The 24,901-nt window shown below is 70.8% G+C and carries 21 protein-coding genes; 10 read left to right on the top strand and 11 right to left on the bottom strand.

The genetic code is table 11. From position 1 onward, the window contains the following. The first annotated feature begins 3 nt into the window (after window positions 1-3). Window positions 4-699 (top strand): hypothetical protein, encoded by a 696-nt coding sequence (locus IG08_RS0118800; protein ID WP_030603410.1) that lies wholly within the window; start codon window positions 4-6, stop codon window positions 697-699. A gap of 107 nt (window positions 700-806) precedes the next feature. Further along, on the top strand, window positions 807-1,616 hold the full coding sequence (locus IG08_RS0118795; RefSeq protein ID WP_030603409.1) for a hypothetical protein: 810 nt from the start codon (window positions 807-809) through the stop codon (window positions 1,614-1,616). Between the two features lie 53 nt (window positions 1,617-1,669). On the opposite strand, the gene IG08_RS0118790 is transcribed toward IG08_RS0118795, so the two are convergent. Then, window positions 1,670-2,413, bottom strand: coding sequence for a GNAT family N-acetyltransferase (locus IG08_RS0118790; protein WP_030603407.1), 744 nt, complete (start codon window positions 2,411-2,413; stop codon window positions 1,670-1,672). 80 nt (window positions 2,414-2,493) lie between these two features. Further along, complete coding sequence (locus tag IG08_RS0118785) at window positions 2,494-3,207, bottom strand: HNH endonuclease family protein (protein WP_030603405.1); 714 nt, start codon at window positions 3,205-3,207, stop codon at window positions 2,494-2,496. Between the two features lie 190 nt (window positions 3,208-3,397). Here IG08_RS0118785 and IG08_RS0118780 point away from each other — a divergent pair, with 190 nt between their 5' ends. Continuing rightward, window positions 3,398-3,583, top strand: coding sequence for an antitoxin (locus IG08_RS0118780; RefSeq protein ID WP_030603404.1), 186 nt, complete (start codon window positions 3,398-3,400; stop codon window positions 3,581-3,583). Window positions 3,584-3,741: 158 nt separating this feature from the next. On the opposite strand, the gene IG08_RS0118775 is transcribed toward IG08_RS0118780, so the two are convergent. After that, window positions 3,742-4,659, bottom strand: coding sequence for an SCO6745 family protein (locus IG08_RS0118775; RefSeq protein WP_030603402.1), 918 nt, complete (start codon window positions 4,657-4,659; stop codon window positions 3,742-3,744). A 117-nt stretch (window positions 4,660-4,776) separates the two neighbouring features. Between IG08_RS0118775 and IG08_RS0118770 the strand changes: the two genes are divergently transcribed. Continuing rightward, window positions 4,777-5,430 carry a TetR/AcrR family transcriptional regulator gene (locus IG08_RS0118770; RefSeq protein ID WP_234342907.1) on the top strand — a complete coding sequence of 218 codons (654 nt, stop codon included), beginning with the start codon at window positions 4,777-4,779 and terminating at the stop codon, window positions 5,428-5,430. 59 nt (window positions 5,431-5,489) lie between these two features. Then, window positions 5,490-5,861, top strand: a complete 372-nt coding sequence (locus IG08_RS0118765; RefSeq protein WP_043454704.1) for a MerR family transcriptional regulator — start codon at window positions 5,490-5,492, stop codon at window positions 5,859-5,861. Between the two features lie 54 nt (window positions 5,862-5,915). Here IG08_RS0118765 and mfd read toward each other — a convergent pair whose 3' ends face one another. The 3 genes from mfd to IG08_RS0118750 form a co-directional block, all read right to left on the bottom strand. Then, the gene (mfd, locus tag IG08_RS0118760; RefSeq protein ID WP_030603398.1) at window positions 5,916-9,470 is read right to left on the bottom strand and encodes a transcription-repair coupling factor; all 3,555 of its coding nucleotides are present in this window, start codon (window positions 9,468-9,470) and stop codon (window positions 5,916-5,918) included. 282 nt (window positions 9,471-9,752) lie between these two features. Then, window positions 9,753-12,332 carry an ABC transporter permease gene (locus tag IG08_RS0118755; RefSeq protein WP_030603396.1) on the bottom strand — a complete coding sequence of 860 codons (2,580 nt, stop codon included), beginning with the start codon at window positions 12,330-12,332 and terminating at the stop codon, window positions 9,753-9,755. After that, window positions 12,329-13,117: an ABC transporter ATP-binding protein gene (locus IG08_RS0118750; protein WP_030603394.1), complete on the bottom strand. Its 789-nt coding sequence runs from the start codon at window positions 13,115-13,117 to the stop codon at window positions 12,329-12,331. The genes IG08_RS0118755 and IG08_RS0118750 overlap by 4 nt, the downstream gene beginning before the upstream one ends. A gap of 414 nt (window positions 13,118-13,531) precedes the next feature. On the opposite strand from IG08_RS0118750, the gene IG08_RS0118745 reads away from it, so the two are divergent. Together IG08_RS0118745 and IG08_RS0118740 are read left to right on the top strand one after the other, a co-directional pair. Further along, window positions 13,532-15,031 (top strand): MFS transporter, encoded by a 1,500-nt coding sequence (locus IG08_RS0118745; RefSeq protein WP_030603392.1) that lies wholly within the window; start codon window positions 13,532-13,534, stop codon window positions 15,029-15,031. A gap of 60 nt (window positions 15,032-15,091) precedes the next feature. Continuing rightward, window positions 15,092-15,586: a GNAT family N-acetyltransferase gene (locus tag IG08_RS0118740; protein ID WP_030603390.1), complete on the top strand. Its 495-nt coding sequence runs from the start codon at window positions 15,092-15,094 to the stop codon at window positions 15,584-15,586. A gap of 34 nt (window positions 15,587-15,620) precedes the next feature. Here IG08_RS0118740 and IG08_RS0118735 read toward each other — a convergent pair whose 3' ends face one another. Together IG08_RS0118735 and IG08_RS0118730 are read right to left on the bottom strand one after the other, a co-directional pair. Next, window positions 15,621-16,010: a hypothetical protein gene (locus IG08_RS0118735; RefSeq protein ID WP_030603387.1), complete on the bottom strand. Its 390-nt coding sequence runs from the start codon at window positions 16,008-16,010 to the stop codon at window positions 15,621-15,623. Between the two features lie 89 nt (window positions 16,011-16,099). Beyond that, window positions 16,100-16,801 (bottom strand): NAD(P)-dependent oxidoreductase, encoded by a 702-nt coding sequence (locus IG08_RS0118730; protein WP_030603382.1) that lies wholly within the window; start codon window positions 16,799-16,801, stop codon window positions 16,100-16,102. A 305-nt stretch (window positions 16,802-17,106) separates the two neighbouring features. Between IG08_RS0118730 and IG08_RS0118725 the strand changes: the two genes are divergently transcribed. Continuing rightward, window positions 17,107-17,511, top strand: coding sequence for a DUF485 domain-containing protein (locus IG08_RS0118725; RefSeq protein WP_030603379.1), 405 nt, complete (start codon window positions 17,107-17,109; stop codon window positions 17,509-17,511). After that, window positions 17,508-19,118 (top strand): sodium/solute symporter, encoded by a 1,611-nt coding sequence (locus IG08_RS0118720; RefSeq protein WP_030603375.1) that lies wholly within the window; start codon window positions 17,508-17,510, stop codon window positions 19,116-19,118. Before IG08_RS0118725 ends, IG08_RS0118720 begins: the two co-directional genes overlap by 4 nt. 51 nt (window positions 19,119-19,169) lie before the next feature. Here the strand turns inward: IG08_RS0118720 and IG08_RS0118715 are convergent, their stop codons facing one another. The 3 genes from IG08_RS0118715 to IG08_RS0118705 form a co-directional block, all read right to left on the bottom strand. Then, window positions 19,170-20,057, bottom strand: a complete 888-nt coding sequence (locus IG08_RS0118715) for a coiled-coil domain-containing protein (RefSeq protein ID WP_030603372.1) — start codon at window positions 20,055-20,057, stop codon at window positions 19,170-19,172. 187 nt (window positions 20,058-20,244) lie between these two features. Further along, complete coding sequence (locus IG08_RS55865; protein WP_052424776.1) at window positions 20,245-23,007, bottom strand: SUKH-4 family immunity protein; 2,763 nt, start codon at window positions 23,005-23,007, stop codon at window positions 20,245-20,247. 9 nt (window positions 23,008-23,016) lie between these two features. Next, window positions 23,017-24,006: an SMI1/KNR4 family protein gene (locus IG08_RS0118705; RefSeq protein ID WP_030603366.1), complete on the bottom strand. Its 990-nt coding sequence runs from the start codon at window positions 24,004-24,006 to the stop codon at window positions 23,017-23,019. A 316-nt stretch (window positions 24,007-24,322) separates the two neighbouring features. Between IG08_RS0118705 and IG08_RS0118700 the strand changes: the two genes are divergently transcribed. Beyond that, window positions 24,323-24,895 carry a YwqJ-related putative deaminase gene (locus tag IG08_RS0118700; protein ID WP_078655646.1) on the top strand — a complete coding sequence of 191 codons (573 nt, stop codon included), beginning with the start codon at window positions 24,323-24,325 and terminating at the stop codon, window positions 24,893-24,895. Window positions 24,896-24,901 lie beyond the last annotated feature (6 nt).

Raw genomic sequence — 24,901 nt, 5'->3', positions numbered from 1 at the left:
GCCATGGGCATGAAGGGCAAGGTCGCGCTGGGCGCCGTCGTGGGGATCGTCGTGATCGGGGTCGTCTCGGCGAACTCCGGGGACAACGGGGACGGCGGCGGCTCCGGGGGCAGCGACAAGGGCTCTTCGGCGTCCGCGGAGCGCGAGTCCGGCAGCAAGAAGGACAAGGACACCGGCACGGAGGAGGTCGCCGAGAAGAAGGTCGCGTTCGCGGGGGACGGCGACTTCGAGGTCGGTTCGGACGTAAAGCCCGGCACCTACCGCACCACCGGCAACACCGACGGGATGTGCTACTGGGAGCGGGCCAAGGACGCCTCGGGCGAGATGGACTCGCTGTTGGCCAACGACAATGTCATCGGCGCCAGTTACGTCACGGTCAAGTCCACCGACAAGCTCTTCAAGTCGAGCGACTGCAACGACTGGGAGGCCGTCGACCCGAAGGCGAAGGGCTCCCCCGCCTCCACGATGGCCGGCGACGGCGGCATGTTCCGAGTCGGCGCCGACATCGCCCCGGGCACCTACAAGTCCACCGGCAACACCGACGACTCCTGCTACTGGGAGCGCGACAAGGACGCCGAGCACGGCATCGACTCGATCATCGCGAACAACAACGTCAACGGCACGGCCGTAGTGACGATCAACGCCTCGGACGCCTACTTCAAGACGTCGGGCTGCCAGGACTGGAAGAAGACCGGCTGACCCGGCCGGCTCCGGTTCTCTCCGCACGGAGCGGGCGCGGCCTCATGCCGCCGCGCCGCGCCTCGACTCACCGTTCACCACACCGCATCCCTCACCAAGGAAGTCCCATGCGTCGCACCGTACTTGCCGCTCTCTGTCTCGCCGCCGCGGCCACCACAGGGCTCACCGGCTGCCTGCCCGGCCAGAACAAGGCGGACAGCAAGCCGAGCATGTCCGCCGAATCGGGGAACGAGTCGGGGAACGAGTCGGGGAAGACGAGCGAGAAGACGGAACCGTTCGCCGGACTGTCCGGCGGTGAGATCGCCGACCGGGCCGTCAAGGCGACGACCGGTGCCTCGTCGCTGCGGATGACGGGTGACATCGCCGACGACGAGAGCGGTGGCACCATCCGTATCGACATGGCCCTGAACAAGAAGGGCGAGTGCGCCGGCACCCTGGGCATGGGCGGCGAGGGCAAGGCCGAGTTGATCAAGACCGGCGACACCGTCTACATGAAGTACGACGAGGCGTTCCTGCGGGCCCAGAGCGAGGGCGAGTCGGCGTCGGACACCGACGCGGCCGTGGCGCTGCTGGCCGGGAAGTGGACCAAGATGAAGGCGACTGGCCAGGACGCCAAGGACATCGCGGGCTTCTGCGACCTGGACACGGTGCTCGGCGACACCGAGGACACCGGCTCGGACGCGTCCCGCGGGAAGACGACCACCGTCGACGGCGAGCCCGCGATCGTGCTGCACGAGAAGGACGGCAAGGATCGCTACAGGCTGTACGTCGCCACCGAGGGCGAGCCGTATCTGCTTCGGGTCGACAACTCAACCGGGTCGGACCAGGGGTCCGTCACCTTCGGCGACTACGACGAACCGGTCCCGGCGCAGAAGCCCAGCGGCGAGATCCTCGACCTCGACGCCCTGGGTGGCTGAAACCTTCGTAGCCCCTCGTAGCCCCTCGTAGCCCCCGTGCCGATGCGGCCCGCTCACAGAGCGTGCCGCATCCACACGTTGGGCTCGACGTACACCGCGTACCCGCGCTCCGGCTCGCACCGCACCGGCACCAGCGCTCCCGGCACCTCGACGTCGCCCTGGGTGTCGAAGGGCAGGCCGGTCCAGCCGCGCCACTGCTCCAGTGAGCCGGAGACCGTCATGGAGGCCGGGGCCACGGCGTGGATGACGGCGCCGGCCCGGGCGTGGACGCGCAGCCAGGGGTCGTGGGGCAGGCCGTCGGGGCGTACGCGGCGGGCGTACTCCTCGATCGGGGTGCGCGGTTCCAGGTGTTTGGCACTGGGGCGGACGGGGGCGACGACCTCGCGGAAGCCGTGGGCGCGGGCGTTGTCGCGCATCGCCGAGAGCATGCGGGAGGACAGGCCATGGCCCTGGAGACGCGGGTCGACGACGATCGAGATCGCGCTCACCATGTCAGGGCGTACGCCCCGGCGCAGGTCGCTGAAGGCCCAGACGAGCACTTCGTCCCAGCCCCGGGCGGGCAGTTCGCCGCGGCCCTCGGCGTCGAGGGCGAACGGCACGCTGTGGGCGTGCGCGACGATCTCGCCCTGCTCGTCCTCGGCGAACAGGACGAACTCGGGGAGTTCGCCGGAGATCCGGCCGTAGTGGGCGTTGCCCACGGGGTCCTCGGTCACGAACTCCGGCCAGCTGTTGGCCATGTCGAGGACGCGCTCGCGCATGTCGGGACGCTCGGCAAGGCTCGATACCTTCAGCTCCATGCGGCCACCGTAGGCATGGGCCTCATCGCCGGGAACCTGCTTTTCACGCCGCCGTACGGCGATCCCCCGTCAGGCCGCCGTCAGTCCGCGTGGAACCTCGCGGGCGCCTCGGTCGGGTTGCCGCCGGAGGGAAGCTTCTGGTCCGCGCAGCTCGAGAGGACCTTCTCCATCGCGGACTTCTCCGCGGCGGTCACCCACAGCTCGTACTTCTTCTTCACCGCGACCTGCGCGGCGACATACGTGCACCGGTACGCCTTGTTGGGCGGCAGCCAGGTCGCCGTGTCGCCGTCACCCTTGGAGCGGTTGGTGCTCGCGTCGACGGCGAGGAGGTTGAGGGGGTCGTTGGCGAGAGCTATGCGCTTGCTGGGATCCCAGTACTTGGCGCCTTTCTGCCAGGCGTCGGACAGGGCGACGACGTGGTCGATGTCGACCTGGCTGCGGCCGCGCCGGTAGGTCACGTCCTTGCCGGAGTAGGGGTCCGAATCCAGCACGCCGTACGACACCTTGCAGTCCCCGTCGGTGAACTTCACGTCCTCCAGGTCCCGTTTGAGGATGTCGTCCCGGGTGTCACAGGAGTTCGAGTCCGTGTCCGCCCAGGCCGTGCCGAACCTGTCCCGGTCGTAGCCCGTCTTCGGCGCCCGGCCCTTCACCGTCAGCGACTCGGCGGCCGTGAGGGCCGCTCCTCCCCCGCCCGCGGTCTGCTCCGACCCGGCGGATCCTGTCGTCTGGTCCTTGCATCCGGCCACGGCGAACACCATCACGGCGACCGCAACCCCGCCCCTCAGACGCCTCACGGTGCGCCCCTCCCCTTGCCATGCCGGTCCGCCCCCGCATGGGGCGTCTTCCCTGGTACGGCTCGCGCACACCGTAGCGGGCGGGCGTACGGGGGCACTCAAGAGGTCCAGACCTCAGCGATCCCGAGGGTGCATCCCTCGCATATCGGTCGTATCGTCGTTGCTGAGTCACCTCCGGAAGGAGCTCTGGATGGGCATCTTCGACAAGTTCAAGAGCAACCGCCAGGCGCAGGACAAGGCCAAGGACATGTCCGACGCCGCGGAACGCAAGGTCAACGAGAGGACGGGCAACAAGTACGAGAGCCAGGTCGACGACGCGCAGCAGAAGATCGAAGGCGCGACGGGCATGGATCGCGACAGGCCCGAACAGCCATAAGGCCGGAGCCTCACGGAGGACACAGGACCCCCCGGGCGCAGCCCGGGCCGGACCCCTGAACCACGTGGAAACAGAGGCCGTCCGCGGAGATCCGTCTCCTGCGGGCGGTTTCACGTTTCCCGCCGAGCCCAAGCACTTCCCGGGCGGTCAGCCCGCGCTCAGGCCTTCCCGATCCCCAGCGTCGTCTCCGAGGGCAGCAGTCCGGAGGACAGCACCGCGACCCAGAACTCGCCGAGCAGGTCCGCGAGGCGGCCGGTGCCGGCCGGACCGAGGGACTGCCAAGGGGCGGCGGCGAGTTGGTCGGTGTGCCGCTCGACGCCGCGACGCAGGTCGCGGCCCGCCTCCGTGGCCTCGCCCTCCTCGCCGACCAGGCCTCGGGCGGCCAGGCCTCGGGCGGCCAGGCTTTCCCGTGCGGCCGACCATTCCTCGGCGCTCCAACCTCGACTCTCGAAGCGCTCCACGGAGGCGGCGCCTATCGCGGAGAAGGAGACCAGCGACTCGGCCGGGTCGAGCCCCGCCACGAGCAGGGCGGCTATGTGGCCGTCGCCTCGGTGCTCGCGCAGGATCGTCGCCGCCTGCCACAGCTGGAGGTGAGGGACCGTGGGCCACTCCAGTTCGACGTTGGCCGCGGCGAGGGGCCGGCCGGCCGTGTTCGCCGCCTCGGCGGCGCGCCGGGCGAGGGCGGCGGCCTCCGCCAGCTCCGGGCTGTCGACGCGGTCGCCGAATATCGCGCGGTAGGCCCCGTCGATCCCCCGCACTCTCGCCGCCAGCACCTCTTCGGGGCTCGCGACCGCCCATGCCGAGTCGACGTGCTCGGCGACCATGCGGGGGCTGAAGCTGTAGAAGGCGGACGTCACGCGCTCGCCGCCCACCGGGCCCAACGGCGCGGCACGCAAGGGGAAGTAGCTCGGCCAGCGGTCCTTCGTGTCGTAGCCGAGCGCCGCCGCCTCCTCGAAGACCTCCGGCGCGTAGTACAGCACCGCATGCAGGGGTTCCAGCAGGTGCCAGAGCTGACGCACTCGGGCCGGCTCCACACCGCCGTCGGCCGTACCGGTCTCGCCGTCATGCTTCGACATCACGCGACTCCCTCGTCGTAACCGGGCCATTCGGATCCGCATCCCAACTTGACACTGACAAGATTGCCGGAGCCGCACGAACTTGTCAATGCCTAGATTGTGCGTACGCTGCTGACCATGGCACCCCCAGAAACGAAGAAGCCGGAACCGGAGCCCGGGCCGAAACCGGAGCCCGGGCCGGAGCCGGAGCCGGAGAAGGCGCACCCGAAGAAGGCAACCCCCTACCACCACGGCGACCTGCGCCGAGCCATCCTCACCGCCGCGCTCGACGCCATCACCGCCGACGGCCCGGCCGCGCTGAGCCTGCGCGATCTCGCCCGCCGGGCCGGCGTCTCGCACGCGGCCCCGGCCCACCACTTCAAGGACCGCACCGGACTGCTCACGGCGATCGCGGCCGAGGGTTTCGGACTGCTCGCGGGCACGCTCGGAGAGGCGACGGACCTGAAGGACGCGGGCGTGCGCTACGTACGCTTCGCCCGCGAGCACCCGGCGCACTTCCAGGTGATGTTCGCACCCGGGCTGCTGCGCCCCGGCGACCTCGAACTCACCACGGCCCGCGCCCTGGCCACCGACGCCCTGCGCACCTCGGTCTCCGCCGTACGGTCCGAGGACTTCGGTATCGACACCCGCCTCGCCGGCATCGCCGCCTGGTCCCTGGCCCACGGCTTCGCCACGCTGCTTCTCGGCCACAACCTGGACGGCCCGGTCGGCGACAAGGACCCCGAGGAGGTGTTCCGGACGCTGGCGACGACGCTGTTCCGCGCGCACTGAGCAGAGGTGCTTGACCTTGCGGTCGTCGCATGAGACCGGCTCCCATGGGACAGCCTCGGATACGGATCGGCGAGCTCGCCGAGGCGACCGGCACGACCCCGCGCGCCCTGCGCCACTGCGAACAGGCGGGGCTGATCACATCGGAGCGCGCCGCGAAGGGCCACCGGCTCTGCGACACCGCCACGGCCGTCCGTGTCCGCGACATCCGCCGCCTCCTGGACGCCGGCCTCACCCTGGACGACGTACGGGTGTTCCTGCCGTGCCTCGACGGCGACATCGCTGCCGGCTCCCCCTCCGACAAGGCCCTCCAGGTGGCCACCAGGCGTCTCGCCGTCATGGAGGAACGCATCGCCGCGCAGATCGCCGTACGAGACCGGCTCGCGACGGCCCTCCGTCAGACCACCGGCGCACGCATACGACCGGCGGCCTGACCGCCCCTCAGAACGACGCCGCCCATCAGGACGACGCCACCCCTCAGGGCAACATCACGAACCCAGAATCGACGCCAGGAACTCGCCGGTCCACCCCAACAAATCCCGCCCGACCAGCGGCTTTCCGCCCACCTTCGCCGTCTTCGGCCGCGGCACGAGCACCTGGTGCACGGCCGGCTTGATGACGGTCCCCGGGTACAGCCGCTTGAGCCTGAGCTCCTGCGACTCCCGCAACTCCACCGGCGCGAAGCGGATGTTGGTGCCCTGCAGGACGATCTCGCCGACGCCACACGCGCGTGCCAGCATCCGGAGTCCCGCCACCAGGAGCAGGTTCTCGACCGGCTCGGGCAACTTGCCGTAGCGATCGACGAGTTCCTCCCGGACGGCCTTGATGTCGTCCTCGGTGTTGACCGAGGCGATCGCCCGGTAGGCCTGGAGGCGCAGCCGCTCTCCGGGGGCGTAGTCGTGCGGGACGTGCGCATCCACCGGCAGCTCGATCTTGACCTCGAGCGGGGGCTCCTCCTCGACACCGCCCTCCAGGGAGGCCCGGTAGTCCGCGACGGCCTCGCCGACCATGCGGACGTACAGGTCGAAGCCGACGCCCGCGATGTGGCCGGACTGCTCGCCGCCGAGCAGGTTGCCCGCGCCGCGGATCTCCAGGTCCTTCATCGCGACGTACATGCCCGCGCCCATCTCCGTGTGCTGGGCGATGGTCGCCAGACGCTCGTGCGCGGTCTCCGTCAGCGGCTTCTCCGGCGGGTACAGGAAGTACGCGTACCCGCGCTCGCGCCCGCGCCCGACACGGCCGCGCAGCTGGTGCAGCTGCGAGAGGCCGAAGTTGTCGCCGCGCTCCACGATGAGCGTGTTCGCGTTGGAGATGTCGATGCCGGACTCGACGATCGTGGTCGACACCAGGACGTCGTACTTCTTCTCCCAGAAGTCGACGACGACCTGCTCCAGCGCCTGTTCCGACATCTGGCCGTGCGCCGTCGCGATGCGCGCCTCGGGGACGATCTCGCGCAGCCTTGATGCCGCCCGGTCGATCGACTCGACACGGTTGTGGATGTAGAAGACCTGGCCCTCGCGCAGGAGTTCGCGGCGGATGGCCGCGCCGATCTGCTTCTCCTCGTAGGGCCCCACGAAGGTGAGGACCGGGTGGCGCTCCTCCGGCGGGGTCGTGATGGTCGACATCTCGCGGATGCCGGTGACCGCCATCTCCAGGGTCCTGGGGATCGGGGTGGCGGACATCGTCAGTACGTCGACGTTCGCACGCAGCTTCTTCAGCTGCTCCTTGTGCTCGACGCCGAAGCGCTGCTCCTCGTCGACGATGACCAGGCCCAGGTCCTTGAACTTGGTCTCGGCCGAGAACAGCCGGTGTGTGCCGATGACGATGTCCACGGAGCCCTCGCGCAGGCCCTCCAGGGTGGCCTTCGCCTCGGTGTCGGTCTGGAAGCGGCTCAACGCCCGTACGTTGACGGGGAATTGGGAGTAGCGCTCGCCGAAGGTCCCGAAGTGCTGCTGGACGAGGAGCGTCGTGGGGACGAGGACGGCCACCTGCTTGCCGTCCTGTACGGCCTTGAAGGCGGCCCGGACCGCGATCTCCGTCTTGCCGTAGCCGACGTCGCCGCAGACCAGACGGTCCATCGGGACCGTCTTCTCCATGTCGTCCTTGACCTCGGCGATCGTCGTCAACTGGTCGGGCGTCTCCGCGTACGGGAACGCGTCCTCCAGCTCGCGCTGCCAAGGGGTGTCCGGCCCGAAGGCGTGCCCGGGGGCGGCCATGCGCGCGCTGTACAGCTTGATCAGGTCGGCCGCGATCTCCTTGACGGCCTTCTTCGCGCGCGCCTTGGTCTTCGTCCAGTCGGCTCCGCCGAGCCGGTGCAGCGTCGGGGCCTCGCCGCCGACGTACTTGGTGATCTGTTCCAGCTGGTCGGTGGGGATGTAGAGGCGGTCGCCGGGCTGGCCGCGCTTGGCGGGGGCGTACTCGACGACCAGGTACTCGCGCGTGGCGCTCTGCACGGTCCGCTGCACCATCTCGATGTAGCGGCCGACGCCGTGCTGCTCGTGGACGATGTAGTCACCCGTCTCCAGGGTGAGCGGGTCGATCGTCTTGCGGCGGCGGGCGGGCATCCGGGCGCCGTCCTTGCCGGCGGCCTTCTGCCCGGTCAGGTCGGTCTCGGTCAGGACCGCGAGCTTCAGGGCCGTGTCGACGAAGCCGTAGTCGATCGAGCCGCACGCCACGTGCACGACGGACGGGGAGATCTCCGCGAGGTCGGCCTCCAGGCGCGCCGCGACACCCTCACCGCCGAGCACCTCGACCGTACGGGCCGCCGGGCCGTGCGCTTCGGTCACGAACACCGTGCGCCAGCCGTCGGCGAGCCAGCCCTTGGTGTCGGCGAGCGCCTTCGCGGTGTCGCCGCGGTAGCTGTCCGGGGCGTGCATCCCCAGCTTCAGGGTGTCGCCCGCCGCGTCAGCGGCAAATGGATCCGTGAGCTCCTCGTCGGCCGCGAAGGGCGACACCGACCACCACATCATGTCCAACTCGCGCGCCCGCTCCCGGACGTCCGCGATGGACCACAGGGAGGCCGCGTCGACGTCGATGGGCGCCTCGCCACCGCCGGCGGTGGCCGCCCAGGAGGCCTGCAGGAACTCCTGCGAGGTGGCCACGAGATCGGCCGCACGCGTGCGTACCCGCTCCGGATCGCATACGACGGCCATGGCGCCCTTGGGCAGGACGTCGATCAGCAGCTCCATGTCGTCGACGAGCACCGGCGCCAGTGACTCCATGCCCTCTACGGCGATCCCCTCGGCGATCTTGCCGAGCAGCTCGCCGAGCTCCGGGTGCTGTTCGGCGAGGGCACGCGCGCGTGCACGTACGTCGTCGGTCAGCAGGAGTTCGCGGCAGGGCGGGGCCCACAGGCCGTGCTCGGCGACCTCCAGGGAGCGCTGGTCGGCGACCTTGAAGTAGCGGATCTCCTCGACGTCGTCGCCCCAGAACTCGACGCGCAGGGGGTGTTCCTCGGTGGGCGGGAAGACGTCGAGGATGCCGCCTCGTACGGCGAACTCGCCGCGCCTCTCGACGAGCTCCACGCGCGCGTACGCGGCGGCCGCGAGGGCCTCGACGACGGTGTTGAGGTCGGCGGTCCGGCCCGTCTTCAGGGCCACCGGCTCGAGGTCTCCGAGGCCCTTGACCTGCGGCTGGAGGACCGAGCGGACGGGGACCACGACGACGGAGACCGGGCCCGTCTCGGGGTCGTCGGTGCTGGGGTGGGCCAGGCGCCGCAGGACGGCGAGGCGACGGCCGACCGTGTCGCTGCGGGGGCTCAGCCGCTCGTGCGGGAGTGTCTCCCAGGAGGGGTACTCGACGACCCCCTCCGAGGGGAGCAGTGAGCGCAGGGCCGCGGCCAGGTCCTCCGCCTCGCGGCCCGTCGCCGTCACCGCCAGTACCGGGCGGCCGGACTCGCGGGCGAGGGCGGCGACCGCGAAGGGGCGGGCCGCCGGGGGGCCGACCAGGTCGACGTGCATGCGGTTGCCGTCTGCGGCCGCGGTGATCGCTTCCGCGAGGGCGGTGTCCTTGACGACGGCGTCGAGCAGACCGTGCAGGCTCATTCGGGGCGGCTTTCATCCGGGGGCGGGCAACGCGAATCGCCCGACTCGTGTTACGGGCCGGGGGGTGTCCAGGGTACGTCGGTGCCCGGGCGTACGTCGGGCCTGTGGATAACGTCCGCTGCGAGTGGCGCCCTGCGCTGGTGTCGGCGTACCAGGAGGCTCCGCACACCCACCACCCGTTTCCGGTCGGCCAAGAGGCTGGACTCGACAGACACCAAAGAACCCGGCGCCGAGAAGTCCCCCGTGACTTCTCGGCGCCGGGCGCTCCCCCGTCCCCGTTGGCTATTCGGCCGCGATCGCGTTCAGCACGTTCATCCGGCCCGCCCGGAACGCCGGGATCAGCGCGGCGAACAAGCCCACGAACGCCGAGGCGATGAACACGCCGCCGATGGTCGGCCAGGGGATCTCCAGGACCGTCAGGCCCTCCAGAGCCAGCAGCTTCTGAGCCGTCGCGCCCCAGCCCATGCCCAGACCCAGCCCCAGCAGCGCGCCGAAGAGGGCGATCACCACCGACTCCATGCGGATCATCCGCCGCAGCTGGCGCCGCGAGAGGCCGATCGCCCGCATGAGGCCGATCTCCCTCGTCCGCTCGACCACGGACAGCGCCAGGGTGTTCACGACACCGAGGATCGCGACGATGATCGCGAGGGCGAGAAGGCCGTAGATCATGTTCAGGAGCTGACCGATCTGGTCCTTCAGCGCTTCCTTGTAGTCGGTCTGGTCGCGGACCTTGTACTGCGGGTAGTCGTGCAGCGCGGACTTCAGGGACTTGTACGCGGCGTCCTGCTGCCCCTCCTTGGCCGTGGCGAAGACCATGTCGTCGAGCGGCAGCTTGTCGGCCGGCACGTACTTCGCCAGCGTGTCGATGGAGGTGTACATCGCGCCGGCGTCGATGACGACGTCGCTGCTGGTGATCGCGCGGACCGTCAGGTCGGCCGTGGAGCCGTCCTTGAAGGCCACGGAGATCTTGGACCCGAGGTGGATGCCGTGGTCCTTGGCGAACGTCTCGTGGACGGACATCGAGTCGGGCTTGTAGGCGTCCTCGAGCTTGCCAGCGACCGTCTCGGTGCGCAGGTCGGTCGCGTAGGACGGGTCGGCCGCGGTGATCGCCGTATCGTCGAGTGTCTTGCCGTCGGGCGTGGTGAAGTCGCCCTCGGTCCACTTGTACTCGGTGACCCGCTCGAGCCCCGGCGTCGACTTCACGGCCTGCACGGCCTGCGGGGTGATCAGCTGGCCGCCGTCGCTCCCGATGATGAAGTCCGTGCCGACGGTCTTGTCGAGCTGGTTCGTCGCGGAGGCGACCATGGAGGAGCCGACGACCGACAGACAGGCGACGAGCGCGAGGCCGATCATCAGGGCGGCGCCCGTGGCTCCCGTACGGCGCGGGTTGCGCAGGGCGTTGCGCTCGGCCATGCGGCCGACCGGGCCGAACCCCCTGAGGACGACCGCGCCCAGGACGCGCACCACGCCGCCCGCGAGCAGCGGGCCGATCACGACGAAGCCGATCAGGGTCAGCACCACGCCGAGGCCGAGCCACAGCGAGCCTTCCTTGGCCTTGTCCGCCTGGGTGACCAGGTAGAGGGCGTAGCCGCCGGCGCCGGTCAGCACCGTGCCGACCAGGGCCCGTATCCGGCCGGCCTTGGCGTCGGCGGGAGCGCCGGCGTCGCGCAGCGCGGCCATCGGGGAGACCTTCCCCGCGCGGCGGGCCGGCAGGTAGGCCGCCAGGACGGTCACGACCACGCCCAGCAGCAGGCCGACCACCGGGGTCGTCCACGCCACCGTCAGATCGGCCGTCGACAGGTGCATGCCCATCTGGCCCATCAGCTTCATCAGGCCGACCGCGAGACCGACGCCCGCGCCGACCCCCAGCACCGAGCCGAACACGCCCAGCAGCAGCGCCTCGGTCAGCACGGACCGGTTGACCTGCTTCCGGCTGGACCCGATGGCCCGCATCAGCCCGATCTCCCTCGTCCGCTGGGCGACCAGCATCGAGAAGGTGTTGATGATCAGGAAGATGCCGACGAGGAAGGCGATCCCGGCGAAGCCGAGCATCGCGTACTTCATGACGCTCATGAAGCCCTCGACGTCCTTCTGGTTGGCGTCGGCGGTCTCCTTGGCCGTCTGCACCTTGTAGGCGCCGCCGACTTCGGCCGCGACGTTCTGCTTCAACTGCGCGTCGGTGACACCGGAGGCAGCCGTGACGTTGACGTTGGTGAAAACGCCCGTCTCGCCGACCAGCGTCTCCTGGGCCGTCCTGGTGTCCAGGTAGAAGATCGCGGCACCGGGGTTGGTGACCTGGAAGTCGGCGATGCCGGAGATCTTCGCCTTGTGGGTGCCGACCGCGCTGATCACGCCGATCTCGTCGCCGAGCTTCAGGTGGTGCTTGTCGACGGTGTCCGCGTCGACCATGACCTGACCGGAGTTCTTGGGTGCCGCACCGGAGGTGATCTTCATGGTGCGGGCCTCGTTGGCGTTCCAGCTGCCGACGATGGTCGGCGCACCGCTGGACGGCGACAGGCTGTCCTTGTCGGCGTCCACGACGGTCACGGAGCTCGAGAAGACGCTCCCCTCCGCCGACTTCACGCCCTGCGCCTCGCGCACCTTGCCGAGCACCGAGGCCGGCATGACCGGCGGCTTGCCGTTGCCCGAGGTCGTCTCACCGCTGTCGGAGGCGCCCTTGGCGCTCACCGTCACGTCGGAGGACGTGGCCGCGAAGAGCTTGTCGAACGTCGTGTTCATCGTGTCGGTGAACACGAGCGTCCCGCAGACGAAGGCCACCGACAGCAGGACCGCGACGGCCGACAGGGCCATCCGTCCCTTGTGCGCGAAGAAGTTGCGCATCGAGGTCTTCATGACGGTCATGACGTACGCCCCCGGGCGTCGAAGTCCTTCATGCGGTCGAGGACGGCCTCAGCGGTCGGCTTGTACATCTCGTCGACGATCCGGCCGTCGGCGAGGTACAGCACACGGTCGGCGTACGACGCCGCCACCGGGTCGTGCGTGACGATCACGATGGTCTGGCCCAGCTCGTCCACGGACCGGCGCAGGAAGCCCAACACCTCTGCCCCCGCACGGGAGTCGAGGTTTCCGGTCGGCTCGTCACCGAAGATGATCTCGGGCCGGGCCGCCAACGCCCTTGCCACGGCGACACGTTGCTGCTGACCGCCGGAGAGCTGGGTCGGCCGGTGCTTGAGCCGGTCGCTCAGCCCCACGGTGTCGACGACCTGCCCCAGCCACGCCGCGTCCGGCTTCCGGCCGGCGATGTCCATGGGCAGCGTGATGTTCTCGATCGCATTAAGCGTCGGCAGCAGATTAAACGCCTGGAAGATGAACCCGATCCGGTCCCGGCGCAGTTGCGTGAGCTTCTTGTCCTTCAGACCGGTGATCTCGGTCTCGTCGAGGTAGATCTGCCCGGACGTGACGGTGTCGAGCCCGGCGAGGCAGTGCATGAGCGTGGACTTGCCGGACCCCGAGGGGCCCATGATCGCGGTGAACTGACCCCGCGCGATGTCCACGTCGACGTGGTCGAGGGCGACGACACGGGTCTCCCCGGACCCGTACGCCTTGACGACCTGCCGCGCCCGCGCGGCAACGGCCGTACGCCCTCCAGTGCCCCCGTGCCTGGTGATGGTCACAGCCGATGTCACGGTATGTCTCCTATATCGGTCAGCGAGTGAGCCGCCGAGATCGCCCGGCGTTCGGTGTGTGCTTGGGTACGGCGTTCAGTCTGGTGCCCGGAGATGGTCCGGCGCGCTGGTGCTCAGCACCGTCTTCCACGGGGGAAAACCCCACCCCCGTGGATCCGGTCTGCCTCCCCCCACCGCTCCCCAGCGGCGTAAAGCCAGGTTAAGGACGGGACCGGTGCCATCTCCTCCTCCGGCGGTACGAACCCTCCCCGAGCCGTAGTACGGAGGTCCCCCTAGGGGCAGTCCACCCCCGGGTGGAGCCGATCTAGGGGGTCGGGTCCACCCTCCGGTCCACTGAGGTTCCACCCTGCCGCGACGTGAGGGTCAAGTGGGAAGCTGTCGTACGGCAGATAGATGCAGGGGGAAGGAATCCAGGTGGGCGACACGCAACCCGCGATACGTGAGGCCCCGCAGCGCACGTCGCCCGACCGGCGCGGCGCCGTCGTGGCCGCGCTGATGCTCGCGATGGCACTGGCGGCCCTCGACTCCACCATCGTCTCCACGGCCGTACCGCAGATCGTCGGCGACCTCGGCGGCTTCTCGGTCTTCTCCTGGCTCTTCTCCGGCTATCTGCTGGCCGTGACGGTCACCCTCCCCGTCTACGGCAAGCTGTCGGACACCTTCGGCCGCAAGCCGGTGCTGATCGTGGGCGCGGCCCTGTTCCTCCTCGGCTCGCTGCTCTGTGCGGTCGCCTGGAACATGGGCGCGCTGATCGCCTTCCGGGTCGTGCAGGGGCTGGGCGGCGGGGCGTTGCAGGGCACGGTCCAGACACTCGCCGCCGACCTCTACCCGCTGAAGGAACGCCCGAAGATCCAGGCCAAGCTGTCCACGGTGTGGGCGGTGTCGGCGGTCGCGGGACCGGGTGTGGGCGGGGTGCTGGCGGCGTACGCGGACTGGCGGTGGATCTTCCTGGTCAACCTGCCGATCGGGGCAGTGGCGTTGTGGCTGATCGTCCGCCACCTGCACGAGCCGAAGCGGGAAACGCCGTCCACGCGCGCGCGTGTCGACTGGGCGGGCGCGCTGGCGGTGTTCGCGTGCGGGGGTGTGCTGCTGACGGCGCTGGTGCAGGGCGGGGTGGCGTGGCCGTGGCTGTCGGGCCCGTCGATCGCCTTGTTCGGTACGGGACTTGCCCTGGTGGCGGTCGTGGTGCTGGTGGAACGCCGGGCGGCCGAGCCGATCATCCCGGGGTGGGTGTGGCGCCGCCGTACGATCGCCGCGGTCAACCTGGCCCTGGGCGCTATGGGGTTGCTGATGGTGGCCCCGGCCGTGTTCCTCCCGACGTACGCCCAGTCAGTGCTCGGTCTGGCACCCGTGGCCGCCGGATTCGTGCTCTCCGTATGGACGTTGAGCTGGCCGGTGTCGGCGGCGCTCAGCCAGCACGTGTACCGGCGGATCGGCTTCCGCAACACGGCGATGCTGGGGATGGGGACGGCGACGCTGGTTCTCCTCGCCTTCCCGTTCCTGCCGTATCCGGGCGAGGCATGGCAGCCGACGTTGCTGATGCTGCTCCTGGGCGGCGCCCTGGGCCTGTTCCAGCTCCCCCTGATCGTCGGCGTCCAGTCCACGGTCGGCTGGGCGGAACGCGGCACGACGACCGCCTCCGTCCTCTTCTGCCGCCAGACCGGCCAGACCATCGGCGCGGCGGTCTTCGGCGCGGTCGCCAACGGCGTGCTGGCCTCCCGCCTGGGCGGCGCGAGCGACCTCGACTCGGTCACGCGCGCGTTGGACGCCGGTACGGCACCGGAGGCGACGCGGCGGGCCATCGCGGACGCGGTGCACGCGGTGTATCTGGGGGCGGCGTGTGCGGCGGCGGTGGCGTTCGTGGTGCTGCTGGTGCTGGCGCCGAGGCGGTTCCCGGTACTGAAGGAGCAGTGAGCGGGCAGGGCGCAGTTAATGGAGGTGTTCGAGAACAGAGCCCCGCCTAGTCTCGATCTCATGGTGAAGCTGGAGCGGCTACGGCCCGATCACGCGGACGCCCTACTGGCCTTCGAGCGGGCGAACCGCGCGTACTTCGCACGCACGATTCCGGATCGGGGTGACGCGTACTTCACGGAGTTCGCGGCCCGGCTCGAGGCGCTGCTCGCCGAACAGGCCGCCGGGGACTGCCACTTCCACGTCGTGACAAGCGAGGGAGGGGAGCTGATCGGCCGGGTCAACCTCGTGGACGTGGCGGACGGCTCCGCCGAACTCGGCTACCGCGTGGGCGAGTCCGCCGCGGGGCGGGGCGTCGCGACGGCGGCCGTCGAGGAGGTCTGCCGGCTGTCCGCGACGGAGTACGGCCTCACCGAGCTCACCGCGAGGACGCCCCTCGACAACCTGGCCTCCCGAACCGTCCTCGAGCGCAACGGCTTCACCTGCGTCGGCCCCACCACCCTCCCCCACTCCGGCCGCCCCGGCGTCCGCTACGCGCGCGTGCACCTCGGGAACTGACACGGGAGGCGGGAAGCGTCCCGGCAGATCTTCGTCAGTTCTCCCGGTCGAACCAGGCCGTGGCCTCCGGCAGGAACAGCAGGACGACCACCGGCACCCCGGCCGCGATGCGCAGCGCGGCGTCCACGAACTCCGCGGGCGCCGTCGCGTCGAACACCTGGTTGAACGACCCGACGAGGACGAACACCATCACCACGATGGTCGTGATCCGCACCCCGCCCCGCGCGCCACCGTCGTACCTCAGGGCCAGCAGCGCGCACACCCACACCAGCGTCCAGGGCGCCACCAGCTCGCCGAGCCCGTAGGAGGTCAGCTCCTCCGAGAGCACGAGGACGACCACCAGGCCGAGGAAAGCGAGCCCGAACAGCAGCAGTCGAACGGCCCGCACCTCTGTCGGCATCACGGATTCACGCACGTCGGACATCGGTACCGTCCCCCGGATTCGTCCCCTTGCGACCGCTCCCCCGGCGACCGACGCCGTATCGTACCCAGCCGCCCGCCCCGGACCCGCCCCTATTTCTCCTTGCCGCCGACCGCCTCCTTGCGGATCAGGTCGAGGAAGCTCGGCGTGTTCTGTGTGGTGCGTACGTCGACGTACGCGCGCGCGTGGCGGTCATCCGCAGCCTGCCGCAGCAACTCGTGGGCGAGATCCGCCCGTGCCGTGTACCGGCCGGGCAGGCGTGACGTGCCGACCTCGTAGTCGCTGACGGCCGGCGCGTCGAACAGGCCGCCGGGGCGGAGCACCGTCCAGTCCAGGTCCGTCTCCCGCACGATCTCCTCCATGCGCCGCATGTCCTCGTACACGGTGCGCCCCATGAAGCGCATGAGGGCCGGCTCCAGCACCCTCCTGAACAGGAAGTTCTCGCCGGGCGCGGGGGTCCCGAAGAGCACGGTCGAGGTCACGGCGACCAGTCGGCCGACGCCGTGCTTGGCCATGGCCTCGGTGATGTGGGTGATGCCCGCGGAGTACACGGTCACCTCCTCCTTGCTGTACGGCACCCCGAGCGCCGAGATCACGGCGTCCTGTCCGGCCACGACCCCCTCGACGGCGAACGGGTCGTACACATCGCCCTCCACCACCCGCAGCCACGGCCCCTCCAACGGGAAGCCCCCGGGACGCCGCGTGACCGCGGTGACCGTGTGCCCCTCGGCACCCGCCTGTTCGACGACCTGTCGCCCGGTCGGCCCGTTCGCTCCGAAAACAACGATGTCCACTGCTCTGTCTCCTCGTGAAGTCGTGAAGTCCTGAGGTCCTTGAAGTCCTTGAAGTCCTTGAAGTCCTTGAAGTCCTGCCAACAAGAGGGACCGGGCGGCCGAAGTGTGACGCGCCCTCCAAAAGTCAGAGTTAACGCGGGTAACACCGCAGGTCAGCGAAGTAAGCGCATACCGACCGATCAGTTTGGAGAAAAGGCTGTACATCTCCGAACCCGCGAGTAACGTGCGTGACTCCGCTCGCCCATCCGCCCCCAACTCCCTGCGGTCCCCACCGAACGGACCCGAGCCACGCAAGGAGCACCGGGATGTCCTACGACCCGTCACAGCCCCGTCCGACCTACCCCTGGCAGCCGCCCGCCCCACCCCAACCGGCGCACCGCAGACCGCGCCACCAGCACGCGCTCGGCCACCACAGCGACCTGCGGATCCTGCGCAGCGCCTACCGCTGGCAACGGCGCGTGGCCACGCTCACCGCGCTCGGGTACTTCACGCTCTTCCTGTTCCTGTCCGCGTTCGCGCCGTCCGTCATGACGAGCACGGTCGCGGGCGGTCTGCCCACCGGCCTGCTGCTCGCCCTGCTCCAACTGCCCGTCACCTGGCTGGCGATCGCCCTCTACGAGCACACCGCGCGCCGTCTCGTCGACCCGATCGCGGACCGCATCCGCAAGCAGTCCGAACTGGACGCCAAGAGGGAGGCGGTGCGGCGATGACGGGCTTCAGCGACTCCTCGCAGGCGATGTCCCTGGTCGCCTTCTCCGCCGTCGCCACCCTCACCCTGCTGCTGTGCGTGATGACAGGCCCGGACAACGACGACCTCGACGAGTTCTACACCGGCTACGGCTCCCTGTCCCCGCTGCGCAACGGCCTCGCCATCGCGGGCGACTACATCTCCGCCGCGACCGTGCTGGGCACGGGTGGTGTGATCGCCCTCTACGGCTACGACGGCGTCGTCCTCGCGTTGAGCACGGCCCTGTCGCTGATGCTGCTGATGTTCCTGCTGGCCGAACCCCTGCGCAACGCGGGCCGGTTCACCATGGGGGACGCGTTGGCACGGCGGATGCCCGGGCGTTCGGTGCGCATCGCCTCGTGCCTGGTCACCATTGCCGCGCTGCTGCCGCTGATGCTGGTGCAGCTCGCCGGCACGGGCCAACTGCTGGCGTTCATCCTGGGGTTCTCCGGTGACTCGCTGAAGACGGGCTTCATCATCGGCCTCGGCGTGCTGATGATCAGCTACGCGGCCATCGGCGGCATGAAGGGCACTGCCCTCATCCAGATCCTGAAGATCGTGATGCTGCTCGGCTCGGGCGCCGTGGTCGCCGTACTGATCATGAACAGGTTCGCCTGGGACCCGGGCGCGCTGTTCGACGCGGCGGCCGACCAGAGCGGTGTGGGGCCGGCCTTCCTGCAATCGGGTCTGGAGTTCGCGGGCGGGCCGTACGCGCGCGTGGACATGATCACGTCGCAGCTCGCGGTGGTCATCGGCGGTGCGTGCCTGCCGCACGTCACCATGCGCATGTACACCGCCTCGAGCGCCCGCCAGGTGCGCCGTTCGATGTCCTGGGCGGTCTCGTCGGTGGTGTTGTTCGTCCTGGTCATCACGGTCGTCGGGTTCGGCGCGACGGCGCTGATCGGGCGGGCGGTGATCGCGGAGGCGGATCCGCAGGGAAACACGGCCTATCTGCTGGGGTCCCGGGCCGCCTTCGGCCCGGACGTCTCCACGGCGGAGACGTTGCTGTTCACCACGGTCACCACGGCGATCTTCCTGACCTTGCTGGCCTCCGTCGCCGGCATGATCCTCGCCTGCGCCAACTCCCTCGCCCACGACGTGTTCGCGACCCGCGTCCAGGAGATGTCGGCGCAGCGCGAGATGATGCTGGCCCGCGTCTCGGCACTGGCGGTCGGCATCCCGACGATCCTCCTCGCCACGCTGATCCAACACCGCAGCCTGCAGCCGCTGGTGATCCTGTCGTTCTGTGTGGGTGCCTCGGCCCTGGCTCCCGCGTTGGTCTACAGCCTCTTCTGGCGCCGCTACACCCGAACCGGTCTCCTCGCCACCCTCATCGGCGGCACCCTCACGGTCCTGATCCTCATGTCGGGCACCAACCTCGTCTCCGGCACCCCCATCTCCGCCTTCCCGCACGCCGACTTCAACTGGTTCCCGTTCACCACGACGGGCCTGGTGTCGATCCCGGCGGGCTTCGCCTTCGGGTGGCTGGGGACGGTGCTGTCGGGGCGGCGGAAGTCGGAGGAGCAGAGGCGGCAGTACGAGGCGGTCGAGGGGTGGATTCTGGCGGGGGCGGTGCGAAGGGGAAGGTGAAGTCGCAGTCGGGGGCGCGCAATCGGCACCGGGCGCCCCCGACAGAGCGCGTCACTCCAGCGCGGCCCGCCCCGTGAGCGCCGTCAGGCTGTTCCGCACGTGATCCATCTGCGCCCGCACGTCGTCCCACATCTCGCCGTGCTCCCGCAACACCCGCTCGGTCTCCCGAGCGACCCGCTCCTCCCGCACCTGCGCCTCGGCCACCACCTCGGCCGCCCGCGCGTGTGCCTCCTCCTGGCGGCGTCGACCGGACACCTCCGCCTCGGCGAACGCCTGCTTCGCCTCCGACAACGCCGCTTCCGCCCGCGCCACCCGCTCGGCGTTCCGCGCGTCCGCAGCGGCTGCCCGCTCCTCCGCCTCCCGCTCGGCCTCGGCCCACCGCTCGGCGTGCTCCTTGGCCTGCTCGGCGAGCATCCCGGCGGTGCGCTCCCGCACCTCGCGCAACGCGGCGAGCGCCTCCCCGCGCCCCTCTTTCACTTCACGCCGGGCGGTGATCCGGAACTCGTCGGCCTCGGCACGCGCCGCGAGGAGCCGTTGCCGGGCGCGTTCGTCGGCCTCGGCACGCACGTCGTCGGCGTGCGCCTGCGCGGCCTCGCGTACGCCGTCAGCGCGCGCCTGCGCCTCGTTCACAAGGCGCCGCGCCTCCTGCCGCGCGCCCTCCCGGACAGCCGCGGCCTCCTCCTGCCCGAGCTCGAAGATCCGCCGCGCACGCTCCCCGAGCGTCTCGTACGACTGGGGAGCCAGCGCCGCCACGACCTCCCGCAACCTCTCCGCCTCCGCTTCCATCTCCCTGGCGAGGACGGTGAGTCGGGCGGCACGTTCCCAGGCGGCGTCACGGTCCTGGGACAGGGCGGCGGCGTACACGTCGACCTGCTGGGGGCGATAGCCGCGCCCCCGTACGGCCACGAACCCATGGGGCAACACCGGTGCGCTGCTCATCCTGGAACCCCTCTCCGCCGAACGGACGCGAAATGATGATTTCGCGCACATCTTGATGTATCGGACGGAAGTGTTCATAACGCGACACTCCGCGCGCAGGTTACGGTCACCACGCGCACACAAAAGAGCCGGACCCGATCACCCGGGTCCGGCCCTTTCACACGCAGCCTGCGTCAGGAGCGGGACGTCACAACAACCCGTCCCACATCTGCTCCAGCAGCACCGACCACCAGCTCTCCGGCGAACCGAGCGCCGCCGGATCGAGGGAGGCCAACTGGGCCTGGAAGTCCACGGTCCAGCGTCCCGCCTGCTCCTGGTTCAGCCCGAACCTGAGCCGCCACATCCGGCCGAGCAGCGCCAGGCACCGCTGGAACTCGGGCAGCCCCGTGTTCACGAACTGCGGCGGCACGGGCGCACCGCCCGGCCCGGCCTCCACCGGCACCGCGACGATGTTCGCCGTGCCGTACTGCACGCAGATCGCCCGGCCGAAGTCGCTGCCCATCACCAGGTACGAGCCCGCGTCCGCGGCCGGCTGCACCCCGCGCTCGGCCGCCAGCTCCGCGAGCGTCGGCACCGGCCGCCCCGGCTGGGCCTGCGCCCAGAAGAAGGGGCCCATGTCCATCGGCAGCCCCCCGGCCACCAGGGAGTGCGCCACGACCGGCGGCACGCCTTGCCGGGACACGGCAGCCTGCTCGAACCGGAAGATCCCCGGCCCGTGCGCCGCCGCCAGTTCCTGCGCGATCGCCTCCGGCGGAATCGGCGGCGCCGACTGCACCGGGGGAAGCGGGGCGCGGACGGGTGCCGGACGCGCCGGCCCGTCGGCCACCTGGTGCAACTCGCCCTGGTGCGCCAGCAACTGCTGCATGCCCTGCTGCCGGCTCGCGTGATCCGTGCCGTACGGCGCGATGCTCGTGATGCGCGCCTGCGGCCACTGCTCCCGGATCATCCGCGCGCAGTACGCACCCGGCAGCTCGCAGGACTCCAACTCCGTGTGCAGCTCCAGCACCTGGTCCGGCGGCACGTTCATGCCCCGCAGCTCGTGGAAGATCTGCCACTCCGGATGCGGTGTCCCCGGCGCCGAACGCCGGATCAACTGCTGCTCCGACCCGTCCTGCGCGCGGTAGCGAAGGACGGCCTGATAGCCGGGGCCCACCGTCGGCTGCCCCTGCTGCGGATACCCGTAGGCCGGCGGCTGCTGCCCCGGAGGCGGCGGACCGGGCACGGGCTGTCCCTGCGGCGCCATCGCACCGGGCGGCATCGGAGGCATCGGCTGGGGAGCACCCGGCGCCATACCGGGTGCGCCGGGGGCTTGCGGCGGCGGAGGCGCGCCGGGAGCGCCGACCGGGGGCGCCGACAGCACGGTCTCCGCATGATGTACGGCACCTCGAGCGCCCCCTGGGGCGCCAGGCGCGCCGGGGGCGCCAGGAGGCTGCGGTACGCCAGGAGCACCCGGTGTGCCCGGGGCGCCCGGAATTCCCGGAACGCCGGGCGGATTCGGCGCACCCGGGGCGCCAGGAACACCCTGCGCGCCAGGAACACCCTGCACGCCAGGCGCACCCGGCGCGCCCGGAGCCTGCGGCACACCGGGAGGCTGAGGCGCCCCCGGTCCCGCGGGACCCGCGGGACCCTCAGGACCATCGGGGCCGAGCGCCGACACGAACTGTGTCGGCACGTACCCACCCGCCGGCGCACCCGGCGCGGGCGGCGGAGGCGTGCCCCCCGGCCGCACACCTGGCACCCCCGGGGCACCCGGCGGAGGCGGCGGGTTCGCTCCCGCGCCCCGCGCACGGCCCGGCGGGGGCCCCACCTTGCTCGTGGCGACGTCGGCGATCTCCCCGGCGTTCGGCGCGAGCGGCCGACCCGGAGCAGCGGGACCACCCGGAGGCTGAGGCGCCCCCGCGGCACCGCCGGGCCCCTGCGGATAGCCGTACGACGGCGCACTCGGCGGAGACGGAGGCGAAGGCGGAGGCGTAGTGCCCACCGCCGGACCCCCAGGAGGCGGCGTACCCGGACCACCCGGACCCTGCGGATACCCATACGAAGGCGCACCCGGAGGCGGCGGAGGCGTAGCACCGGCCCCCGGCCCGCCCGGAGGCGGCGTACCCGGCACACCAGCGCCCTGCGGATAGCCGTACGAAGACGCACGCGGCACAGCACCAGGCACACCCGGAGGCGGAGTCACGCCACCCCGCACACCACCCGGCGCACCGCTGAACGCACCCGGCGCATTCGGATCGTCGAGCGCCGGTGCGGGCGCCGTCGGCGGAAGCTGGCTGCCTCCCGACATCAACTCCGTCTCGGCATCAGGAGCCGCCGAGCCCGGCGGAAGCTCATCGTCCGCACCACTCAGCGGCGGCGAGAACACCGTCTCGGGCAGCGGCACGGAACGGTCGTCCTCCCAGACGCCTCCGTTGGTGTCGGTTCCGGCCCAGGGCGTCGCCCCGTCGGGCACACCCGGCACGGAGGCCGCCGACGACCCGGACGACACCGAGGGCTCGTCAGAGGCAGAGGCAGGCGCAGGCGCAGACGCGGCACCCGCACCCGCACGGGCCCCCGCCCCACCCCGCCGGTCCGGAATCCCCAACTTGTCCGCCGCGTCCTGCAACCACTCCGGCGGAGTCAGCAAGAACGACGTCTGATTCAGGTCGACACGAGCCGCAGGTGCCGGTACCGCGTCAGCGACCCCGTCCTCACGGCCGTACTCCTCCTCGTACCTGCGGATCACCTCGCCCACCGGCAGCGAAGGCCACAGCGTGGCCTCGCCGCTGTCCCGCGCGAGCACCAGCCGGTGCGCACCCCCGCCCGAACTCGGCCCGCCCGCACGGTCCTCGCCCCACACCACGAAGCCGAGCTCGAACTCCCGCACCCGCACCTCACGATGCTGGTACGACGGCACATCCCCGTTGATCCACTCTTCCGCGCGCTCCTGCGCCTGTGCGAACGTCACCATCGCCGAAGCTCACTCCCCTACAGAAGACACAGGCACCGGACGCGCGAACCCGCCGTCCACCATCAGGTTCGCCACCGTCTCCAACTCCGGCGGATTCCCCGCCAGTCGGGACAGGAACACGTCGAAGTCCTCACCGCAGGGCAGCAGCAGCCGCTCCACGCGCTCGGCCGGCGCCAACGAGGGGTCCACGTCCCGCACGTCGTCGTACGCGCAGAACCACACCGAACCGGCCCGCCCGCCCTTCACCTTCACGGCGAGCAGCCCGCCCTGGACGAAGCCGACGCCCAGGTAGTCCTTGGTCAGATGGTCGCGCAGGCACTTGTTGACGTACACGAGGTCGTTGACGGCCGCCTCGTCCCGCACCGTGAAGAACGGCTGGTCGACCAGCAGGCCCAACTCCGCGTCCAGCGCCGTCCCCACCGGCGCGGACCCGCCCGCCGCCTTCAGGAACGACCGGTACGGACCCGGCAGCCGGTACCCGAGGTCCTCCTCGACCCCCAGCACCTGCGACTCGGTCACCGCCACACCCGACTTGGGCAGCCCGAAGTGCGCGGGACGGGTCTCCTGGAGCGGCCGCGTGCCCCTCTTGCCCTGGTCGACGTTCGCCGTCGCGATCCCGCCGTGATGCCGCAGCAGCGCCTTCACCTCGACCGGGACCAGCTCCAACCGCCGCCCGCCCGGTGCGTGGTGCCACGTCCAGCCGTGCGGCGTCGCCACCGCCGGCACCGTGTCCCACAGTTCGTGCCCGGACGCGGCCAGCGCCGCGTTCGCCGACACGTAGTCCGTCAGCCTGAGTTCGTCGACCCCGAAACCCTCCGGCGGATCGGCGATCTCCGCGGCCGCACGCGCGTAGGGCGAGAAGTCGGGGTAGCCGTGCTCGTCAACCCGTACCCCTCTCGGGTGACGCGCCGCCCGGACCGGGTCCGGGAAGTGCACGACCTGCCCGGCATAGGCCGCGTTCGGCGGCGCGGCTTGCTGCCCGAGCCGACCTGTCGTCATGGCGGTTGCCCCCTGCGGCACTCTGGTACGACCCGCAGCGACCACCTTCGGCCACTACGCCCCGTATCGACTGTCTAGTCCGTCTCCCCGCGTCGACCACGCGGAACGTGGCGCCCGCACGGATCGCGGTGCCGACAGCCTATGCGGTACGACGACACGGGTCACCGGGCACCGGTCAGCGCCCTTCCGCTTCCGTGACCAGCCGTCACCCCGCCGTGACAGCCCGCCCAAACCCGGGCGTGTCGCGCCGCCCCAGCTTCCGCACCAGGCACGCCGTTTGGCACTCTGTGTCGTCCGGGGGGATGCTCGGGAGGGGATGACGATCATGAACACGACGCAGACGGGACCACAGGCAGGGCCGCACACCCGCACGCACGACGGCACTCACGCGGCCTCGCACACCGGCACGTCCGGCGACCCCCGCATCGGCTGGAGCAGCACCGAAAGACCCCACGCCCCCGTGCTGCGCCACCGCCGCGACGGCATACTCCCGACCGTCGCCGCAGCCCTCTCCGTGCGCGGCGCCACCCTCACCGGCACGGCCGCCCGCGGCGACCAGCCGCCCGCCCTGCACCCCCTCGTCCAGGACTTCCTCGACACGCTCGGCAGCACCCAGCGCGACCGTTTCACCGGCCGTTGCGCCGAGGCCATGCTCATCTCCCGCCACATCGCCGCCGTCGACGCCACCCGCACCAAGCGCGCCGCCCGCAAGCCGATGACCAACGGCGAGGCCCGCAGAGCCCTCAAGCAGGCCAAACTCACCGCCCGCCGCATCCGCGAGGACGGCGACCCCCTCCACGGCGGCTTCGCCACCCCCTGCCGCGCCTGCACCGCCCTCAGCGCCCACTTCGGCGTGTACATCGTCGACCCCACGACAGCCGACGACTGAACCCCG

The sequence above is a fragment of the Streptomyces fulvoviolaceus genome (genome assembly GCF_000718165.1).
GTDB lineage: Bacteria > Actinomycetota > Actinomycetes > Streptomycetales > Streptomycetaceae > Streptomyces > Streptomyces fulvoviolaceus.
The sequence above is the reverse complement of the archived record's forward strand: the minus strand, read 5'-3'. Positions and strand labels throughout refer to the sequence as shown.